Raw genomic sequence first — 17353 nt, 5'->3', positions numbered from 1 at the left:
CCGGCTCGGTCACCGTCTGACCCGGAGGACCTCAGGATCGCCTGAGGTCCTCCCTCATTCCGGGTCGTAGGCGAGGTTCGGGCGGAGCCAGCGCTCGACCTCGGCGAGGGGGACGCCGCAACGCCCGGCGTAGTCCTCGGCCTGGTCGCGGCCGATGCGGCCCACGGTGAAGTACCGGGACGCCGGGTGGGCGAACATCAGGCCGCTGACGCTCGCCGCCGGGGTCATCGCGAACGACTCGGTCAGGCCCATGCCGATCTCATCCGAGCCGAGCAGACTGAACAGCGTCCGCTTCTGGCTGTGGTCCGGGCTCGCCGGGTAGCCGAGGGCCGGGCGGATACCACGGAAGCGTTCGGCGTGCAGGTCCTCGATGGCCGGGTCGGCGTCCGGCTCGAACCACTCGCGCCGCGCCTTCAGGTGCAGGTACTCGGCGAACGCCTCGGCGAGACGGTCGGCGAGGGCCTTGACCATGATGGCCCGGTAGTCGTCGCCCGCGGCTTCGTACGTCGCGGCGAGCTCCTCGGCGCCGTGGACCGCGACGGCGAAGCCGCCGAGGTGGTCGCCGGAGGGGGCCAGGTAGTCGGCGAGGCAGCGGTTGGGACGCCCCTCGGGCTTGGCGGTCTGCTGGCGCAGCATCGGGAACCGCTCGCCGTCGTCGAGGACGATGTCGTCGCCCTCGGAGCGGGCGGGCCAGAAGGCGTACCGGCCCTGGGCCCGCAGGGAGCCGTCGGCGATGATCTGGTCGAGCAGGGCGTTGGCGTCGTCGAACAGCTCGCGCGCCACCGGCTGTTCCAGGATCGCCGGGTACTTGCCCTTCAGCTCCCACGCGAGGAACAGGAACTGCCAGTCGATCATCGCGCGGAGCTCGGTCAGCTCCGGTTCGACGGTCCGTACGCCGGTGAAGGCGGGGACGGGCAGGTCGTCGTACGGGACGCGCTCGGGGTTGGCGCGGGCCTGCTCGAGCGTGAGCATGGGGCTGCGCCGGCGGTTCTCGTGCTCGGCGCGCAGGCGGTCCTGCTCGGCGCGGTTGCTCACGGCCAGTTCCTCGGCCCGGTCGGGGTCGAGCAGGTCGGAGACGACGCCGACGACGCGGGAGGCGTCGAGCACGTGGACGGTCGTACCGTCGTACGCCGGGGCGATCCGGACCGCGGTGTGCTGGCGCGAGGTGGTGGCGCCGCCGATCAGCAGCGGCATCTTCAGGCCGCGGCGGTCCATCTCGGCGGCGACGGCGACCATCTCGTCGAGGGACGGGGTGATCAGCCCGGACAGGCCCACCGCGTCGGCGTTCTCGGCGACGGCGGTGTCGAGGATGGTGGCGGCGGGGACCATGACGCCGAGGTCGATGACCTCGTAGTTGTTGCAACCGAGGACGACGCCGACGATGTTCTTGCCGATGTCGTGCACGTCACCCTTGACGGTCGCGAGCACGACCTTGCCGTTGCCGCGCTCAGCCTCGGCGCGGCCCTCCAGGCGGGCCTGCTCCTTCTCGGCCTCCATGTACGGCTCGAGGTAGGCGACGGCGCGCTTCATGACCCGGGCGCTCTTGACGACCTGCGGCAGGAACATCTTCCCGGAGCCGAACAGGTCGCCGACGATCTTCATGCCGTCCATCAGCGAGCCCTCGATCACGTCGAGGGGCCGCGCGGCCCGCTGCCGGGCCTCCTCGGTGTCCTCCTCGACGAAGTCGACGATGCCGTGGACGAGGGCGTGCGCCAGCCGCTTCTCCACGGGCGCGTCCCGCCAGGACAGGTCCACCGTCCGCTGGGTGCCCTTGCCGTGCACCGTCTCGGCGAACGCGACGAGCCGGTCGGTGGCGTCAGGGTGCCGGTCGAACAGCACGTCCTCGACGAGTTCGAGCAGGTCGGCGGGGATGTCCTGGTAGACGGCGAGCTGGCCGGCGTTGACGATGCCCATGTCCAGCCCGGCGCGTACGGCGTGGAGCAGGAACGCCGAGTGCATCGCCTCGCGTACGACGTCGTTGCCGCGGAAGGAGAACGACAGGTTGGAGATGCCGCCGCTGGTGCGGGCGCCGGGGCACCGCTCCTTGATCAGCGGGAGCGCGTCGATGAACGCCTTGGCGTAGCCGTTGTGCTCGGCGATGCCGGTGGCGACGGCCAGGACGTTCGGGTCGAAGACGATGTCCTCGGGCGCGAACCCGGCCTCCCGCGTCAGCAGGTCGTACGCGCGGGCGCAGATGTCGACCTTGCGCTCGGTGGTGTCGGCCTGGCCCTGTTCGTCGAAGGCCATGACGACGACGCCGGCGCCGTAGTCGCGGATGCGCCGCGCCTGCGCCAGGAACGGCTCCTCGCCCTCCTTGAGGCTGATGGAGTTGACGACGGCCTTGCCCTGCACGCACTTGAGCCCGGCCTCCAGCACGCTCCACCGCGAGCTGTCGATCATGATCGGGATGCGGGCGGCCTCGGGCTCGGTCGCGATGAGGTTGAGGAACGTCGTCATGGCCTGCTCGCTTTCGAGCAGGTCGGCGTCCATGTTGACGTCGAGGATGTTCGCGCCGCCGCGGACCTGCTCCAGGGCGACGTCGACCGCGCTCTGGTAGTCGTCGGCCTCGATGAGGCGCCGGAACCGCGCCGAGCCCGTGACGTTGGTCCGCTCGCCGATCATGACGAAGCCGGTGTCGGGCGCGATCTCGAACGGCTCCAGGCCGCTGAAGCGGGTGCGCCTCTCCGGGACCGGGACCGGTCGCGGCGTCAGCCCGGAGACGGCAGCGGCGATGCGCTCGATGTGCTCCGGTGACGTGCCGCAGCAACCGCCCACGATGTTGACGGCTCCCCCGTCGGCGAACTCGCCGAGCAGCCCGGCGGTCTCCTCCGGCGTCTGGTCGTAGCCGCCGAAGGCGTTGGGCAGGCCGGCGTTGGGGTGGCAGGCGGTGTACGTGCCGGCGATCCGGGACAGTTCGGTGACGTGCGGGCGCATCTCCGCGGCGCCGAGCGAGCAGTTCACGCCGACGACGAGCGGCTCGGCGTGCTCGATGGAGTTCCAGAACGCCTCGACGGTCTGACCGGACAGCGTCCGCCCGCTCAGGTCGACGATCGTCACCGAGATCCACAGCGGCAGGTCCGGGGCGACCTCGCGGGCGGCCGTGATCGCGGCCTTGGCGTTGAGCGTGTCGAAGATCGTCTCGATCAGCAGCAGGTCGACGCCGCCGTCGGCGAGCGCCTGGATCTGCTCGGCGTACGAGTCGCGGACCTGGTCGTAGGTCACGGCCCGGTAGGCGGGGTCCTCCACGCGCGGGGACAGCGACAGCGTGACGTTGAGCGGGCCGACCGAGCCGGCGACGAACCGCCCGCCGGCCTCGTCGGCGGCCTGGCGCGCGAGCCGGGCGGCCTCCAGGTTCATCTCCCGCACGTGGGACTGCAGCCCGTAGTCGGCCTGGCCGACGCTGGTCGCGGTGAACGTGTTGGTCGTCGTGATGTCGGCGCCGGCGGCGAGGTAGCGCCGGTGCACGTCCAGGACGAGGTCCGGGCGGGTGAGGTTGAGCAGGTCGGGGTCGCCGGTGACATCACGGGGATGGTCGCCGAACCGGTCGCCCCGGTAGTCGGCGGGCGTCAGCCCGGCACCCTGCAGCATGGTGCCCCAGGCGCCGTCGAGGACCGCGATCCGCCGGTCCAGCAGGTCGCGCAGCGCCTGCGTTCGGTCCGAGCGCTCCTGGCCGTCATGGTTCGCTGATGTGGTCACCGACACCTCCCGTTTACTGGGAGGCGCCCTTGCGAACATCGATGGCGGCCGAGCGTGGCGGGCCTGAGCCCGTTGCAGCGCCTCTCGGCCTATGAGATCGAGCGTATCAAGATCTGACGCCGTGAAGGATGGACACCGGGTTTCGAGGCGGTGCCCGGACGGTGACGCACGCCGGGCAGTGCCCGGATGGCCGACTGCTGACAAAGGTATTGACTCGCCAGAAGTAGCGACATAAGAACCACTCGACAACGTTGTCATCCGCCCCGATCCCCCGCGAACGGCGGTCAGACATGAAACTCCTCCGCCCCCTGCGCGTCCTCCTGCCCTGTCTTCTGGTGGTCGGCGTGCTTCTCCCCGCCCCGGCGAGCGCCGCCACGCTCGTCTCCGACCCGGCCTCCCTCGTCAACCCGCTCCTCGGCACGACCAACGGAGGCAACGACTTCCCCGGCGCCGACGTCCCGTTCGGCATGCTGCAGTGGAGTCCCGACACCGCCAGCCGAGCCCTGGGCGGCGGTTACTCCTACAACAGTTCCACGATCACCGGGTTCAGCCTCACCCACATGGCCGGACCGGGCTGCGGCGCGTACGGTGACGTGCCGATCATGCCGACGACCGGCGCGGTCACCTCCCCCGGATCGGCCAGTTCCTCGTACTCGCACGCGAACGAGTCGGCGTCGCCCGGGTACTACGGCGTGACGCTCGGCAACGGCGTCAAGACCGAACTGACCACCACGACGCGAGGCGGCATCGGCCGCTTCACCTTCCCGTCCACCACCCAGGCGAACCTGCTGTTCAAGCTGACCGGCAGCCAGAACGGCGACTCCGGGACGACCTGGCAGACCGTCGGCAACACCGAGGTCGTCGGCTCCGTGACCAGCGGCCGCTTCTGCGGCGCCGGCAACGCCTACACGCTGCACTTCTCGGTGGTCTTCGACCATCCGTTCAGCACCGGGACCTGGCTCGCGTCCGGCGTACGGGCCGGAGCGCAGCGGCTGGCCCAGAAGTCGGCCGCGCACGCCACCCGCACGACCGTGTCACCGCACGCGGCGGACCGGCCCAACCAGCCCCGCCTGCACGGCCCGGCGGGGACCACGGCGGCACCGCTGGCCGCCCCGAACGGGGGATACCTGACCTTCGACACGACCGCGAACCACGTGGTGACCGCCCGGGTCGGCGTCTCGTTCACCTCCGACGCCAACGCGAAGGCGAACCGGGACGCCGAGGTGCCGAACTTCGACTTCGACGGCACCCGCACGGCGGCGCACAATGCCTGGAACACCATGCTCGGCAAGATCCAGACGGCCGGCGGCACCGCCGCGCAGCAGCACGTGTTCTACACGTCGCTGTATCACGCGCTGCTGCATCCCAACGTGTTCAGCGACGCGAACGGCCAGTACATGGGGTTCGACAACGCCGTGCACACCGCCGCCTCCGGGCACGCGCAGTACGCCAACTACTCCGGCTGGGACATCTACCGCAGCCAGGCCCAGCTCATCGGGATGATCGCGCCGGCGCAGGCGAGCGACGTGGCGCAGTCCGCGGTCAACGACTACGCGCAGGGCGGTCAGCTGCCGAAGTGGGCGCAGGCCAACGGCGAGTCGTACGTCATGGTCGGCGACCCGGCGGCCTCGATCATCGCCGACATCTACGCGTTCGGCGGCCGGGACTTCGACACGACGGCGGCGAAGAACGCGATGGTCCATCAGGCCACCGTCACGAACAACGACCGGCCCGGCCTGAACTACCTCTCGAGCATCGGCTACCTTCCCAGCGACGGGTCGTACGGCTGCTGCAACTACTACGGATCCGTCTCGACGACCCTGGAGTACGACACGGCCGACTTCGCGCTCGGGGCGTTCGCCGGTGCGCTCGGTGACACGGCGAACCAGAAGAGGTTCGTCGACCGCGCCCAGAACTGGAAGAACCTGCTGAACACCTCCAGCGGCTTCATGCAGCCGCGGACGGCCAGCGGGCCATGGGCAGGCGGTTTCTCCGCGACGAGCGGCACCGAAATGGTCGAGGGCACGTCGTGGCAGTACACCGGGATGGTGCCGTTCAACGTCCGCGGCCTGGCCGACGCGAAGGGCGGCAACGCCGGGATGGTGAGCTACCTCGACCACGTGCTGGCGGCGTACGACGGCAGCGGCGGCGACCACGCCGATCTCGGCAACGAGCCGAGCGTCGAACTGCCGTGGGAGTACGACTACGTGGGCCGGCCGTGGCGTACCCAGGAGGTCATCCGGAACGTGCAGAACAAGCTGTGGCCGGATTCCCCGACCGGGTGGGGCGTCGGCAACGACGACCTCGGCACGATGAGCGCCTGGTACGTCTGGTCGGCGATGGGCATGTTCCCCGAGACGCCGGGCACGGCCGACCTGGCGCTCGGCAGCCCGCTGTTCACCCAGGTCGTCATCACGCTCAGCACAGGCAACAAGCTGACGATCAACGCGCCGCAGGCCGCGACGGACACACCGTACGTGCAGAGCGCCACCTGGAACGGCGGCGGCTGGAACAACGCCTACCTGCCCGCCTCGGCCGCGACCGGAGGCGGGACGCTCGACCTGACGCTCGGCACGACGGCGAACACCTCGTGGGCGACTTCCGCCTCGTCGGCGCCCCCGTCCTACCCGGGCACCGGAGGCACGCCCGCCAAGACCGGCCCGATCACCTCCGGCATCGCCGGGAAGTGCGTCGACGTGGCGAACAGCTCCACGGCCAACGGCGCGCACGTCCAGATCTACGGCTGCAACAACTCCAACGCGCAGCAGTGGACGGTGCAGGGGGACGGCACGCTGACGGCCTTCGGCAAGTGCCTGGACGTCGACCACAGCGGCACCGCCGACGGCACGAAGGTCCAGCTCTGGGACTGCAACACCAGCGGCGCGCAGCAATGGACCTACGACACGGCGAACAAGGCACTGACCAACCCGGAATCGGGCAAGTGCCTCGACGATCCGAACAGCAGCACCACGGATGGCACCCAGCTGCAGATCTACGGCTGTAACAAGACCGCCGCCCAGCAGTGGACGCTGCCGGGCTGAGGCACTGAGCGGAGTGCGGGGTGCCCGCCCGCCCCGCACTCCGCGCACGGCGGGGCGCTGTTCGTAACGGGACGGCCCCCGCCGGGCGCGGCTACGGCGTCTCGGTGGTGAGACGGCGGGCCTGGTCGCGGCCCACGTCGGCGGCCTGGCGGAGATAGTCGGCGATGATCTCCAGCTGCTCGTCGGTGTAGCGCTCGAGCACCGTGCCGAACGCCTTTCCCGGCGTCTCCCACGCCTCCGAGATCCGGGCGGCCGCGTCGGGGGCGAGGGCGACGAGGGCCCGCCTGCGGTCGTTCGGGTCGGGCTGCCGCTGTACGAAGCCGGCCTTCTCCAGGCGGTCGACCAGCCTGGACGCGGACCCTGACGCCAGGCCGGTGAGCCGGGCGATCTCCCCGGTGGTCACCGGCCCGGGCTCCAGGTCGAGCAGCGCGATGCACTGCACGTCGGTGGGGTGCAGCCCGATCCGGTCGGCCATCGCCTGATTGAACAGCGTGTACGCGGCATAGTGCCGCTGGCTCTCCCCCACGACACGCGCGAGCAACTCCGCCCGGTTTGACACGCGGCACCTCCATGCCTCAAATTTACCTTCGCCACGAAGATACTTCGTCACACAGAATCCGCGTGACGAAGTATATGCGTCACGTGCGCATCCTATCCGGCTCTCCGAAAGGGAATACGCATGTCCACGCTCGCCCGCGCCGCGCCCGCGAGCACGGTCTCCGAGGGACGCCGCCGGGCCGTCCTCGCCGTCATCGTCACGGCCGCCGTGCTCGACCTTCTCGACGGAACCATCACCAACGTGGCCGCGCCCACCATCGCGGCCGACCTGCACGGAGGCGAGCCGCTCATCCAGTGGCTGGGCGCCGGCTATGCCCTGGCGCTCGGCGTGCTCCTGGTGGTCGGCGGCCGTCTCGGCGACCGGTACGGACGGCGCCGTCTGTTCCTGGTCGGCATCAACGGCTTCACCGCGGCCTCGGCCGCCTGCGGCCTGGCGACCGGACCGGCGTCCATCATCGTCGCCCGGCTGGTGCAGGGCGCGTTCGGCGCGCTGCTGATCCCACAGGGGTTCGGCATCCTCGGCGCGGTCTTCCCCCGTGAACGGCTCGGCTCCGCCTTCAGCGTCTTCGCCCCCGCCCTCGGACTGTCGGCCGTCGGCGGCCCGATCCTGGCGGCCTTCCTCATCGAGGCCGACCTGTACGGCCTGGGCTGGCGCACGATGTTCTTGATCAACATCGTCCTCGGCGGCGCGGTGACCGCCGGAGCGATCACGCTGCTGCCCGACGACGAAGGGGACCGCGCCCAGCCCGTCGACGCACTCGGCTCACTCCTGCTCGCGGCGACCATGCTCGGCCTGCTGTACGGGCTGATCGACGGATCCGCCCACGGCTGGGGCGCCACGCCGATCCTGTGCCTCGCCGCCGGCGCGGGGTTCTTCGTCCTGTTCGGCCGACGTCAGGTCCGGGCGGACCGGCCCCTGATCGAGCCGACGCTGCTGCGCAACCGCGGCTTCACCTCGGGGCTCATCCTCGGCGTCTTCTTCTTCGCCGCCGTCTCCGGTCTGCTGTACGTGCTGTCCCTGTTCATGCAGAAGGAACTGCACTTCACCCCGGTACGCGCGGCACTCGGCCTGGCGCCGATCGCGGCGGGCATCGTCATCGCCTCGATCACCTGTCACCGCCTGATCGCCCGGCTCGGCCGCACCCTGATCGTCACCGGGCTGCTCATCACGCTGGCCGGCACCGGCTGGCTGCTGGCCCTGGTCCTCGCGTCGGGCACCGGCCTCGGCGGCTGGGAGCTCGGCCCGCCGACCCTGGTCGTCGGCATGGGCATGGGCACCTGCTTCGGCACCGTCTACGACGTCACGATCGGCGACACCGACCCGCGTGAGGCCGGCAGCGCCAGCGGGTCGCTGTCCGCGGTCCAGCAGCTGGCCAACGCCCTCGGCGCCGCCGCGGTGACCACCGTCTACTTCCACGCCTCGGCGACCGGGGCCACGGCGATGTCCGCCGGCCTCGCCGTCGTCGCCGCCGTCATCCTCGCCTGCTGCGGCCTCGTGTGGCTCATGCCACGCAAGGCCCCGGCACACCACCACTGAAAGGGATCATCGCCATGACCGTCCTCGTCACCGGAAGCCGCGGCGCCGTCGCCCGGCACCTCATCGCCCTGCTGGACGAGCGGGGGCTCGCCGTCCGCGCGGCCTCCAGCACCCCCGAGGGCCCGGACACGATCCGCTGCGACCTGACCGACCCGTCCACCTTCGCCGCCGCGCTGAAGGGTGTGACCTCGGTCTTCCTGTACGCCTCGCCGTCCCACATCGGCGCGTTCGTCGAGGAGGCCACCGACGCAGGCGTCGAGCACATCGTGCTGCTGTCCTCCTCGGCGGTCCTCGCCCCGAACGCCGACGACAGCGTGGTGGCCAAGTCCCACCTGGACGTGGAACGGGCCCTGACCGCCTCCTCCATCCATGCGACGTCGCTGCGCCCCGGCTCGTTCGCGAGCAACGCGCTGGCGTGGAGCTGGAGCCTGCGGTCGGGCCGGCCGATCAGCCTGCCTTTCCCCGGCTCCCACAACGACTCGATCCACGAGGCCGACGTCGCCGAGGCCGCCCTGGCCGTGCTCACCGACCCCGGCCTGGGCGGCCGCCCCTACACCCTGACCGGTCCGGAGTCGCTCACCTTCGCCGGGCAGATCGACATCCTGAGCCGGGTGACCGGCCGGCCGATCCCGTTCCGGAAGGTCACCCGGGAGGAGTGGAAGGAGGAGATGGCCGAGCACGTTCCGGCCGCCTTCGCCGACTCCCTCCTGGACTGGTGGGCGTCCAACGACGGCACCCCCGTTGAGCTCACCCAGGCCGTGCGGGAGCTGACCGGCCACCCCGCGCGTACCTTCGCCACCTGGGCGCGCGACCACGCCGACGCCTTCCGGGCATAAGCCCCCGGAGGCTCGCGCGGGCCGCCGTCCGGCGGTCCGCGCGGGCCCTTGCTATGGGAGGAACTCCCCGGGACCCAGGTGACCGTGGAAGGGCGGCAGGCGCTCGCCGAGCAGAAGCCGGCGCGCGACGTGGGCGACCTGCCCGGCTGCGTACCTCGCCTCGCCGGCGAGCTGCGGGTAGCCCGACAGCGAGGTTCCGATGAGCTCGACCGAACGCCGGGATCGCTTGGACAGCGCCTCCCGCCCGCCGAGCCAGGAGATGAGCCCGTCGAGGTAGGTCTCGGGACGGCCTGCCACCAGACCGTGGAACGGTTCCAGATCCGGATGGCCGCCGTACGGCTCGACGCTCAGGAAACCGCGTTCGTCGGCGGCGTAGACGACGTCGACTCCCCGATCCCTGGCGAGCCGCCGCACGAGGTGTTTGATCGCGAGCCCGTCGCACTCGTCCACGAGGAGGTCGAGGCCCTCCACGAACTCCGCCGCGTTGTCCTGCGTCACGCCCTCTTCGACGAGAGTGATCTCCAGATAGGGATCGATCACGGCGATCCGGCGGGCGACGACACGAGTCTTGGGCAGACCCAGATCGTGAAGGCCGGCGCCAAGACGATTGAGGTTCGACAGATCGAGGCGGTCATGGTCGGCCAGCACGATGTGGCCGCACAGATGCTCCTGGGCCAGCGCGACCGCCGCCTCACCACCGACGGATAATCCGATCACCGCGACCCGCTTTTTCCGCAGCAGGTCCTGCTCGGCACGTGTGATCTTGAGCTGGTTACGCGCGGTGACGACCTCGAAGTAGTCCGACGGAGGCAACACGTGCGCGACCTGCGACATCCACGGCAGATGGACCCAGGCGCCGTATGCCGACACGTCGTCGCCCGCCACCTCCCGGGCGTACCGCTCGTGCTCTCCCGGCCGGTCCGGCAGCCGGACGGCCGCCAGCTCGCTGAGCTGGCGGTCGATCGTGTCGATGACCGCGATGCCCCGACGCCGGCACAGCATCGTGAAACGGTCCATCTCCCCTGAGCTCAGGCGCACGATCACCGGGCGCCAGCTGTGCCCGGACGGGGCGTCGAGCGTTCCCGCGAAAGCATCAAGATCGATCATTTTCTTGCCCTCGTCAATGTTAAGTTTGACTTGGTCAAGTAAATATCGACTCCTCTGGCGGCGCAACCCCCCGATACGACTCCCGGTCCAACCGCGCGGGCCGCCGCCGGCGGCCCGCGTCGCACGAGATCAGAAGTTGATCATGTGGCCGGCCAGGCCGTGGATCGCCTCCTTGACCGCCTCACCCAGCGTCGGGTGGGCGTGGACGTTCCGTGCGACCTCGTGGACGGTCAGGTCCCACTGCTGGGCGAGGGTCAGCTCGGGCAGCAGCTCGGTGACGTCCGGGCCGATGAGGTGCGCGCCGAGCAGCTCGCCGTACTTCTTGTCGCTGAGGATCTTCACGAAGCCGGTCGGGTCGCCCAGGCCGTGCGACTTGCCGTTCGCGGTGAAGGGGAACTTGGCGACCTGGACGTCGAAGCCCTTCTCCCGCGCCTGTGCCTCGGTCCAGCCGAAGCTGGCGATCTGCGGCTGGCAGTAGGTCGCCCGCGGGATCATCACGTAGTCGAGCTCCATCGTCTCGGCGTCCGCGATGGTCTCGGCGGCGACGATGCCCATCGACTCGGCCGCGTGCGCCAGCATCAGCTTGGCGGTCACGTCGCCGATCGCGAAGATGTGCGGCACGCTGGTGCGGCCGCGCCCGTCGATGTCGATCGCGCCGCGCTCGGTCAGCCGTACGCCGGTCTTCTCCAGGCCGTAACCGTCGACGTTCGGCCGGAAGCCGATCGCCTGCAGCACCTTGTCGGCCTCCAGGACCTGCTGCCGCCCGTCCTTGGAGACGGTGACGCGGACCTTCTCGCCCGACTCGTCGATGCCCTCGACGCGGGTGGAGGTCAGCACGTCGATGCCGAGCTTGCGGTAGCGGCGCGCCAGCTCCTTGGAGACCTCCTCGTCCTCCAGCGGCACGAGCCGGTCGAGGAACTCCACGATCGTGACCTTGACGCCGTAGTTGCTCAGGACGTACGCGAACTCCACGCCGATCGCGCCCGCGCCGGCGATGACGATGCTGCCCGGCAGGTCCTCGCTGAGGATCTGCTCCTCGAACGTCACGACCCGCTCGCTCAGCGACGTGCCCGGCAGCAGCCGCGCGCTCGCGCCGGTCGCGAGGATGCAGTGGTCGAACGTGACCGCCTCGCCGTTCACCTGGATGGTGTTCGGGTCGGTGAAGGTGCCCCGGCCGTTGAACTCGGTGATGCCGTTCTTCTTCATCAGGTAGTGGACGCCCTTGACCCGGCCGTCCGCGACCGTCCGGCTGCGGCGGAACGCCTCGCCGTAGTCGAAGCGCACCTCGCCGTCGGCCTGGATGCCGAACGTCTTCGCCTCACGGGTGAAGATGTGCGCCAGCTCGGCGTTGCGCAGCAGGGCCTTGGAGGGGATGCAGCCCACGTTGAGGCAGACGCCTCCCCAGTACTTCTCCTCGATGACCGCGGTCTTAAGGCCCAGCTGGGCGGACCGGATCGCGGCGACGTACCCGCCCGGGCCCGCACCGAGAACGACGACGTCGAAATGAGTGCTCATGAGCAGTAACGATATTGCCCGCCGGCGGGTCCGGCCGACACCGTCCCCGCCGTCGCCCGGACCTCGCTCGCGGGCTCAGCGCTCGCCGTCGAGTTGGATCATCAGGCGGCCCGGTACACGACGAACGAGACCGCGATGTACTGCGCCACGTACGCGGCGATCGTGAAGGCGTGGAACACCTCGTGGAAGCCGAACCAGCGCGGTGACGGGTCCGGGCGGCGCAGCCCGTACACCAGGCCGCCCGCGCTGTAGAGCAGACCGCCCACGCAGACCAGGGTGAGCGCGGCCCAGCCCGCGCCGTCCAGCAACTGCGGCATGACCGCCGCCGCGACCCAGCCGAGCCCGACGTACAGCGCGGTGTAGAGCCAGCGCGGCGCGCCCACCCACACGATGCGGAACAGCACCCCGGCGGCGGCGCCCGACCAGATCACCGACAGCACCACCGTGCGCGCCGTACCGTGCAGCGCCAGCAGCGCGAACGGCGTGTAGGTGCCGGCGATGATCAGATAGATGTTGGCGTGATCGAACCGCCGCAGCACCGCCTCGGCCCGCGCCGACCAGTGCCCACGGTGGTAGAGCGCCGAGACGCCGAACAGCAGCGCCGACGTCACCGCGTACACCGCCGCGGCCAGCCGCGCCGACAGCGTGGGGCCGAGCGCCACCAGGACGATGCCGGCGACCAGCGCGGCCGGGAAGGTGCCGGCGTGCAGCCAGCCGCGCAGCCGTGGTTTGACCGCCTGGGCGAGCTCTCCCACGCGTGCCGCCGGTCCAGCCATGGGCTCCTCCTTCGTCCGTCCGCCGAGTGTGCCGACACTCAGTATTCCGAACGGCGGGCGAGCCGTCTCCCTCCACCCAGGCGTGAGGTGAACTCGGTGTCCACCTCCTGGACGTCCTCGACCGTGACGGCCACGTCTTCCAGCGCCGGGCGGTCGCGGAGCCGCTCCGCGGCCTTGCGCAGCGCCCGCTCGCCGACGAGACGGCTCAGCTCCAGGCCGAAACAGTCCAGCTTGTCGGCGTCGGTCAGGTCGTCGCGGGCCCGCAGGTCGGCGGCGAGCTCCCCGAGGCGCTGCGCCTCCGCCAGTTCGTACCGCCGCAGCGCGTGACTGCACAGCTCCGCCAGCGCGGCGTGGTCGCGGGCGAAGGAGAGGCCGTGCAGGTCGTTGCCCGCCAGCCGGCTGAGCGCCCGCTTGCGGTCCATCGCCGCGTCGACGATCTTCAGCAGCCCGGACAGCAGGAGGATCGGCCCGATGCTGACGCCCTTGTCCTGAGCGATCATGAAGGAGGAGCGGAAGACCGCGGCCGAGCCGACCGCGGCGGCCATGACCTGCGCGACGTCGGCGCCGATGGGCGGAGCGCCCTCCGGCAGCGCGAAGCGCCATCCCATCGACTCGGCCAGGATGAGCGCCAGCGTCGACGCGGAGGCGTTGACGATGATGTAGAGCATCCCGGACGGCGAGAACACCGCCGACGCGGGCTTGTCCTGGTAGCGGCCGGCCAGCTCGGCGCCGCCGATGACGGCGCCGAGCAGGGCCGCGAAGAGCATCCTCGTGACCACTAGGCCCCCCTCGCGCGTACCGGCTCGAGGCCGCCGAGGACCATCGGCCGGCCCGCCCGAGCTGCCTCCAGGAAGACCAGGAGCCACTCCCCCGGCCCGGTCGCCGCGCCGTGCCAGCGGCGCGGCGGCGCGTCCCTCGCCTGGAGGAACACCAGCAGCCAATCCCCTGTGCCCGAGGCCATGCCCCGGCGCATTCGTGTCGCCATGGCGAGTACTTTCGCCAGCGGGCCCGGGGAAGGCGACTACCGCGCGGCAATGCCTTCCGAACGCCCTGCCCACGGCATCCGCAGGGCAGAGTTGTGGCGAGTCCCCGCCATCCCGGCGGATTCTTCGCGGACCGGGGGCTCCGGCGGGCTCGGAGGCGGATCCGGGGTTCCTGCGGTGCGGGAGCGAGAAGGCGCCGCCCTTTACAAAGTAAGTCGACGGCCCGAGGCTGCGGGGACCCCACCCCGCCGCTACCGGTTGAGCCTCGCCGCGGAGCTCAGATTCGAGGCGGACGGCCCTCGTAGGGGGTGCTCAGCACGACCGTGGTCCGCGTGGAGACGTTGGCCGCCGCCCGGATCTGCTGCAGGAGCTCCTCCAGCGCGAACGGTGAGGCGACCCGCACCTTCAAGATGTAGCTCTCCTCACCGGCCACCGAGTGGCAGGCCTCGATCTCCTGCAGGTGGGCGAGCTTCTCCGGCGCGTCGTCCGGGGCCGCCGGGTCGATCGGCTTGATCGAGATGAACGCGGTGAGCGGCAGACCGACCGCCTCGTGGTCGAGCACCGCCGAGTAACCCCTGATCACGCCACGCTTCTGCAGCCGCCGTACGCGCTGGTGCACGGCCGAGACGGACAGACCCGTCTCGCGCGCCAGGTCCGTGAAGCTCATGCGGCCGTCCTCGGCGAGCAGGGCCACGATCTGCCGGTCGATGTCCTCCACGCCTCAGAACCTATCGCGATGGACGATTTCGCGGGGAACGCCCTATCAACCCGCCAGGTGGCGGCCGATGACCATGCGCTGGACCTGGTTGGTCCCCTCGACGATCTGCAGGACCTTCGCCTCCCGCAGGAACCGCTCGGCGGGGAAGTCTGTGACGTAGCCGTAGCCGCCGAGCACCTGGACCGCGTCGGTGGCCACCCGCATCGCGGTGTCGGTGGCGAACAGCTTGGCCATCGCCGCCTCCGGGCCGTAAGGCTTCCCGGCGTCGCGGCGGCGGGCCGCGGCGAGGTACAGCGCCCGGGCCGCCGCCACTCCGGTGGCCATGTCGGCGAGCATGAACCGCAGGCCCTGGAAGTCGGCGATCCGCTGCCCGAACTGACGGCGCTCGCGGGCGTAGGAGACCGCGGTGTCCAGCGCCGCCTGGGCGACGCCGACGGCGCAGGCGGCGATGCCGAGCCGCCCGCCGTCCAGCGCCGACAGCGCGATCGGGAAGCCCTGTCCCTCCGTGCCGATCCGATCGCCCTCGGGGACGGGCACGTCGTCGAAGTGCATCTGGGCGGTCGGGGACGAGCGCAGGCCCATCTTCTTCTCCGGCGGTGCGGCACGGACGCCGTCGGTGCCGGCGGGGACGTGGAAGCAGGAGATGCCGCGGCTCTTGTCGGCGCCGGTGCGTGCGAAGACGGTGTAGAAGTCGGCGTGCCCGCCGTGGGTGATCCACGCCTTGGTACCGCTGATCGTGTACGCGCCGCCGTCGTGGTAGGCCTTGGTGGTCAGCGCGGCGGCGTCGGACCCGGAGTGGGGCTCCGACAGGCAGTAGGCGCCGAGCAGCTCGCCGCCGAGCAGGTCCGGCAGCAGCCGTTCCCGCTGCTCGGCCGAGCCGTACGCCGCCGTCGGGAAGCACGCCAGGGTGTGCACGCTCACCCCGAGGCCGACCGCGAGCCAGCCCGCGGCCAGCTCCTCCACGACCTGCAGGTACACCTCGTAAGGCTGCCCGCCGCCGCCGAACTCCTCCGGATAGGGCAGGCCCAGCAGCCCGGCCCGGCCGAGCGTGCGGAACACCTCGCGGGGGAACCGGCCGACCTCCTCGTCGGCGGCCGCCCGCGGGGCGAGCTCGGCGGTGACCAGGTCACGGGTCAGCTCGAGCAGGTCGTACGCCTCCGGCGTCGGCAGTTCACGATCAACGCCCATCGTCCACTCGCCTCCCGGCCATGGCCCCTCCACGCTGAGGGGACACATCGGGAAAATAGTAGGACGTCCAAGTAACTGATTGCCATCGACCGAGGGACACAATCCGGCATTCCGGGACGAACTTCCGCCGAACCGGCCCGCTAGGGCGTGTCCGGTGGGTCTTGAAAAGATCCACCGGACACGCCCGAGGACCGGTCCGGCGGCAGGTCAGCCGCCTGCGATGATGAGGTCGCGGGTCACGTGGTTCACGCTCTCGTGACCGTCGGCGGTGCACACGACGATGTCCTCGATGCGCGCCCCGTGCGGTCCCGGATAGATGCCCGGCTCGATGGAGAAGGCCATCCCCGGCTCCAGCGGCTCGGTGTTGCCCGCCACGATGTACGGCTCTTCGTGCGTCTCCAGGCCGATGCCGTGGCCGGTGCGGTGGATGAAGTACTCCCCGTACCCGGCGGCCGCGATGACGTCGCGCGCGGCTGCGTCGACCGCCTCCGGGGTGACCCCGGGCCGTACGGCGGCGCGGGCCGCCTCCTGCGCGTCCTTCAGCACCGCGTAGTAGGCGTGGAAGTCCGCCGGCGCCTCGCCGACGGCGTACACGCGGGTCTCGTCGGAGCAGTACCCGCTGGGCATGGTGCCGCCGATGTCGACGACGACGGGCTCGCCGGCCTGGATGACCCGGTCGGACAGCTCATGGTGGGGGCTCGCGCCGTTGGGCCCCGAGCCGACGATCACGAAGTCGACCGTCGCGTGCCCCTCGGCCACGATCGCCTCGGCGATGTCCCGGCCCACCTCCCGCTCGGTACGCCCCGGCTTCAGCAGGGCCGGGACGATGCCGTGCACCCGGTCGATCGCCGCGCCCGCCTCCCGCAGCGCCTCGATCTCCGCCGCGCTCTTTCGCTTGCGGAGCTCGCCGAGGACCGCGCCGGCCGCGACCTGCTCCGCGCCGGGCATCGCGGCGCGGAACCGCAGCGCCATGACCGCCCACATCCGGTCCGCGACGCCGACGCGGCCCAGGTCGCGCGGCAACCGCGCGGCGACCAGCGCGTACGGGTCGTCGAGCTCGCCCCAGGGCACCAGCTCGACACCGAGCGCGCCCGCGGTCGACGCCTGCGCCGCGGCCAGCTCCAGCCGGGGCACGACCAGGAAGGGATCGTCCGCGGCGGGCACCACCAGGCACGTGAGCCGCTCCAGCGGGATGGCGTCGTAGCCCGTGACGTAGCGCAGGTCCGGCCCTGGCGTCAGTAGCAGCGCGCCGAGTCCGGACTCGGCGGTCGCCTCGCGCACCCGGGCGAGACGGTCGGGCTCGAATAGGGCTTTCGGGCTAGTCACACCGTTCCCTCTCCTGTGAGACCTACATGACGGCCGCAATCTACTCCTCGCCTTCCACCTCGAGTATCCGCC

13 protein-coding genes and 1 riboswitch are annotated in these 17353 nt (G+C 71.0%); of the genes, 3 read left to right on the top strand and 10 right to left on the bottom strand.

The window, feature by feature from the left end:
- Positions 1 to 54: 54 nt before the first annotated feature.
- A complete protein-coding gene (gene metH, locus AB0I04_RS05700; protein ID WP_360879544.1) occupies positions 55 to 3696 on the bottom strand; it encodes a methionine synthase in 3642 nt (1213 codons plus the stop codon).
- A gap of 14 nt (positions 3697 to 3710) precedes the next feature.
- Positions 3711 to 3788: riboswitch (S-adenosyl-L-homocysteine riboswitch) on the bottom strand.
- 198 nt (positions 3789 to 3986) lie between these two features.
- Here metH and AB0I04_RS05695 point away from each other — a divergent pair.
- On the top strand, positions 3987 to 6737 hold the full coding sequence (locus AB0I04_RS05695) for a lectin (RefSeq protein WP_360879541.1): 2751 nt from the start codon (positions 3987 to 3989) through the stop codon (positions 6735 to 6737).
- A gap of 91 nt (positions 6738 to 6828) precedes the next feature.
- Here AB0I04_RS05695 and AB0I04_RS05690 read toward each other — a convergent pair whose 3' ends face one another.
- Positions 6829 to 7296, bottom strand: coding sequence for a MarR family transcriptional regulator (locus tag AB0I04_RS05690; protein WP_360879538.1), 468 nt, complete (start codon positions 7294 to 7296; stop codon positions 6829 to 6831).
- A gap of 120 nt (positions 7297 to 7416) precedes the next feature.
- Between AB0I04_RS05690 and AB0I04_RS05685 the strand changes: the two genes are divergently transcribed.
- Both AB0I04_RS05685 and AB0I04_RS05680 read left to right on the top strand, forming a co-directional pair.
- Positions 7417 to 8832 carry an MFS transporter gene (locus AB0I04_RS05685; RefSeq protein WP_360879535.1) on the top strand — a complete coding sequence of 472 codons (1416 nt, stop codon included), beginning with the start codon at positions 7417 to 7419 and terminating at the stop codon, positions 8830 to 8832.
- A 14-nt stretch (positions 8833 to 8846) separates the two neighbouring features.
- A complete protein-coding gene (locus tag AB0I04_RS05680; RefSeq protein WP_360879532.1) occupies positions 8847 to 9668 on the top strand; it encodes an NAD(P)H-binding protein in 822 nt (273 codons plus the stop codon).
- A gap of 51 nt (positions 9669 to 9719) precedes the next feature.
- Here the strand turns inward: AB0I04_RS05680 and AB0I04_RS05675 are convergent, their stop codons facing one another.
- From AB0I04_RS05675 to AB0I04_RS05640, 8 genes are all read right to left on the bottom strand, one after another.
- Positions 9720 to 10775 carry a ThiF family adenylyltransferase gene (locus AB0I04_RS05675; protein WP_360879529.1) on the bottom strand — a complete coding sequence of 352 codons (1056 nt, stop codon included), beginning with the start codon at positions 10773 to 10775 and terminating at the stop codon, positions 9720 to 9722.
- Between the two features lie 129 nt (positions 10776 to 10904).
- Complete coding sequence (gene lpdA / locus AB0I04_RS05670) at positions 10905 to 12290, bottom strand: dihydrolipoyl dehydrogenase (protein WP_360879526.1); 1386 nt, start codon at positions 12288 to 12290, stop codon at positions 10905 to 10907.
- 101 nt (positions 12291 to 12391) lie between these two features.
- Positions 12392 to 13066 (bottom strand): hemolysin III family protein, encoded by a 675-nt coding sequence (locus AB0I04_RS05665; RefSeq protein WP_360879523.1) that lies wholly within the window; start codon positions 13064 to 13066, stop codon positions 12392 to 12394.
- Between the two features lie 38 nt (positions 13067 to 13104).
- Positions 13105 to 13845, bottom strand: coding sequence for a hypothetical protein (locus tag AB0I04_RS05660; protein WP_360879520.1), 741 nt, complete (start codon positions 13843 to 13845; stop codon positions 13105 to 13107).
- On the bottom strand, positions 13845 to 14051 hold the full coding sequence (locus tag AB0I04_RS05655) for a hypothetical protein (protein ID WP_360879517.1): 207 nt from the start codon (positions 14049 to 14051) through the stop codon (positions 13845 to 13847). Before AB0I04_RS05655 ends, AB0I04_RS05660 begins: the two co-directional genes overlap by 1 nt.
- Positions 14052 to 14326: 275 nt before the next feature.
- Entirely contained in the window at positions 14327 to 14767 is a 441-nt protein-coding gene (locus AB0I04_RS05650; RefSeq protein WP_360879514.1) for an Lrp/AsnC family transcriptional regulator, read from the bottom strand.
- Between the two features lie 45 nt (positions 14768 to 14812).
- Positions 14813 to 15955 (bottom strand): acyl-CoA dehydrogenase family protein, encoded by a 1143-nt coding sequence (locus AB0I04_RS05645; RefSeq protein ID WP_360879511.1) that lies wholly within the window; start codon positions 15953 to 15955, stop codon positions 14813 to 14815.
- A 207-nt stretch (positions 15956 to 16162) separates the two neighbouring features.
- Complete coding sequence (locus AB0I04_RS05640; protein ID WP_360879508.1) at positions 16163 to 17281, bottom strand: Xaa-Pro peptidase family protein; 1119 nt, start codon at positions 17279 to 17281, stop codon at positions 16163 to 16165.
- Positions 17282 to 17353 lie beyond the last annotated feature (72 nt).

Source organism: Actinoallomurus sp. NPDC050550, assembly GCF_040655075.1.
In the GTDB taxonomy this organism is placed as follows: Bacteria; Actinomycetota; Actinomycetes; order Streptosporangiales; family Streptosporangiaceae; genus Actinoallomurus.
Note: the sequence above shows the minus strand (reverse complement) of the source record. Positions and strands in the feature narration are given on the sequence as shown.

Excerpts from the sequence above, each read along its gene's own strand:
- AB0I04_RS05655 (WP_360879517.1), bottom strand. The coding sequence starts at position 14,051 with ATGGCGACACGAATGCGCCGGGGCATGGCCTCGGGCACAGGGGATTGG.
- AB0I04_RS05665 (WP_360879523.1), bottom strand. The coding sequence starts at position 13,066 with ATGGCTGGACCGGCGGCACGCGTGGGAGAGCTCGCCCAGGCGGTCAAA.
- AB0I04_RS05675 (WP_360879529.1), bottom strand. The coding sequence starts at position 10,775 with ATGATCGATCTTGATGCTTTCGCGGGAACGCTCGACGCCCCGTCCGGG.
- lpdA (WP_360879526.1), bottom strand. The coding sequence starts at position 12,290 with ATGAGCACTCATTTCGACGTCGTCGTTCTCGGTGCGGGCCCGGGCGGG.
- AB0I04_RS05685 (WP_360879535.1), top strand. The coding sequence starts at position 7,417 with ATGTCCACGCTCGCCCGCGCCGCGCCCGCGAGCACGGTCTCCGAGGGA.
- AB0I04_RS05645 (WP_360879511.1), bottom strand. The coding sequence starts at position 15,955 with ATGGGCGTTGATCGTGAACTGCCGACGCCGGAGGCGTACGACCTGCTC.
- AB0I04_RS05680 (WP_360879532.1), top strand. The coding sequence starts at position 8,847 with ATGACCGTCCTCGTCACCGGAAGCCGCGGCGCCGTCGCCCGGCACCTC.
- AB0I04_RS05695 (WP_360879541.1), top strand. The coding sequence starts at position 3,987 with ATGAAACTCCTCCGCCCCCTGCGCGTCCTCCTGCCCTGTCTTCTGGTG.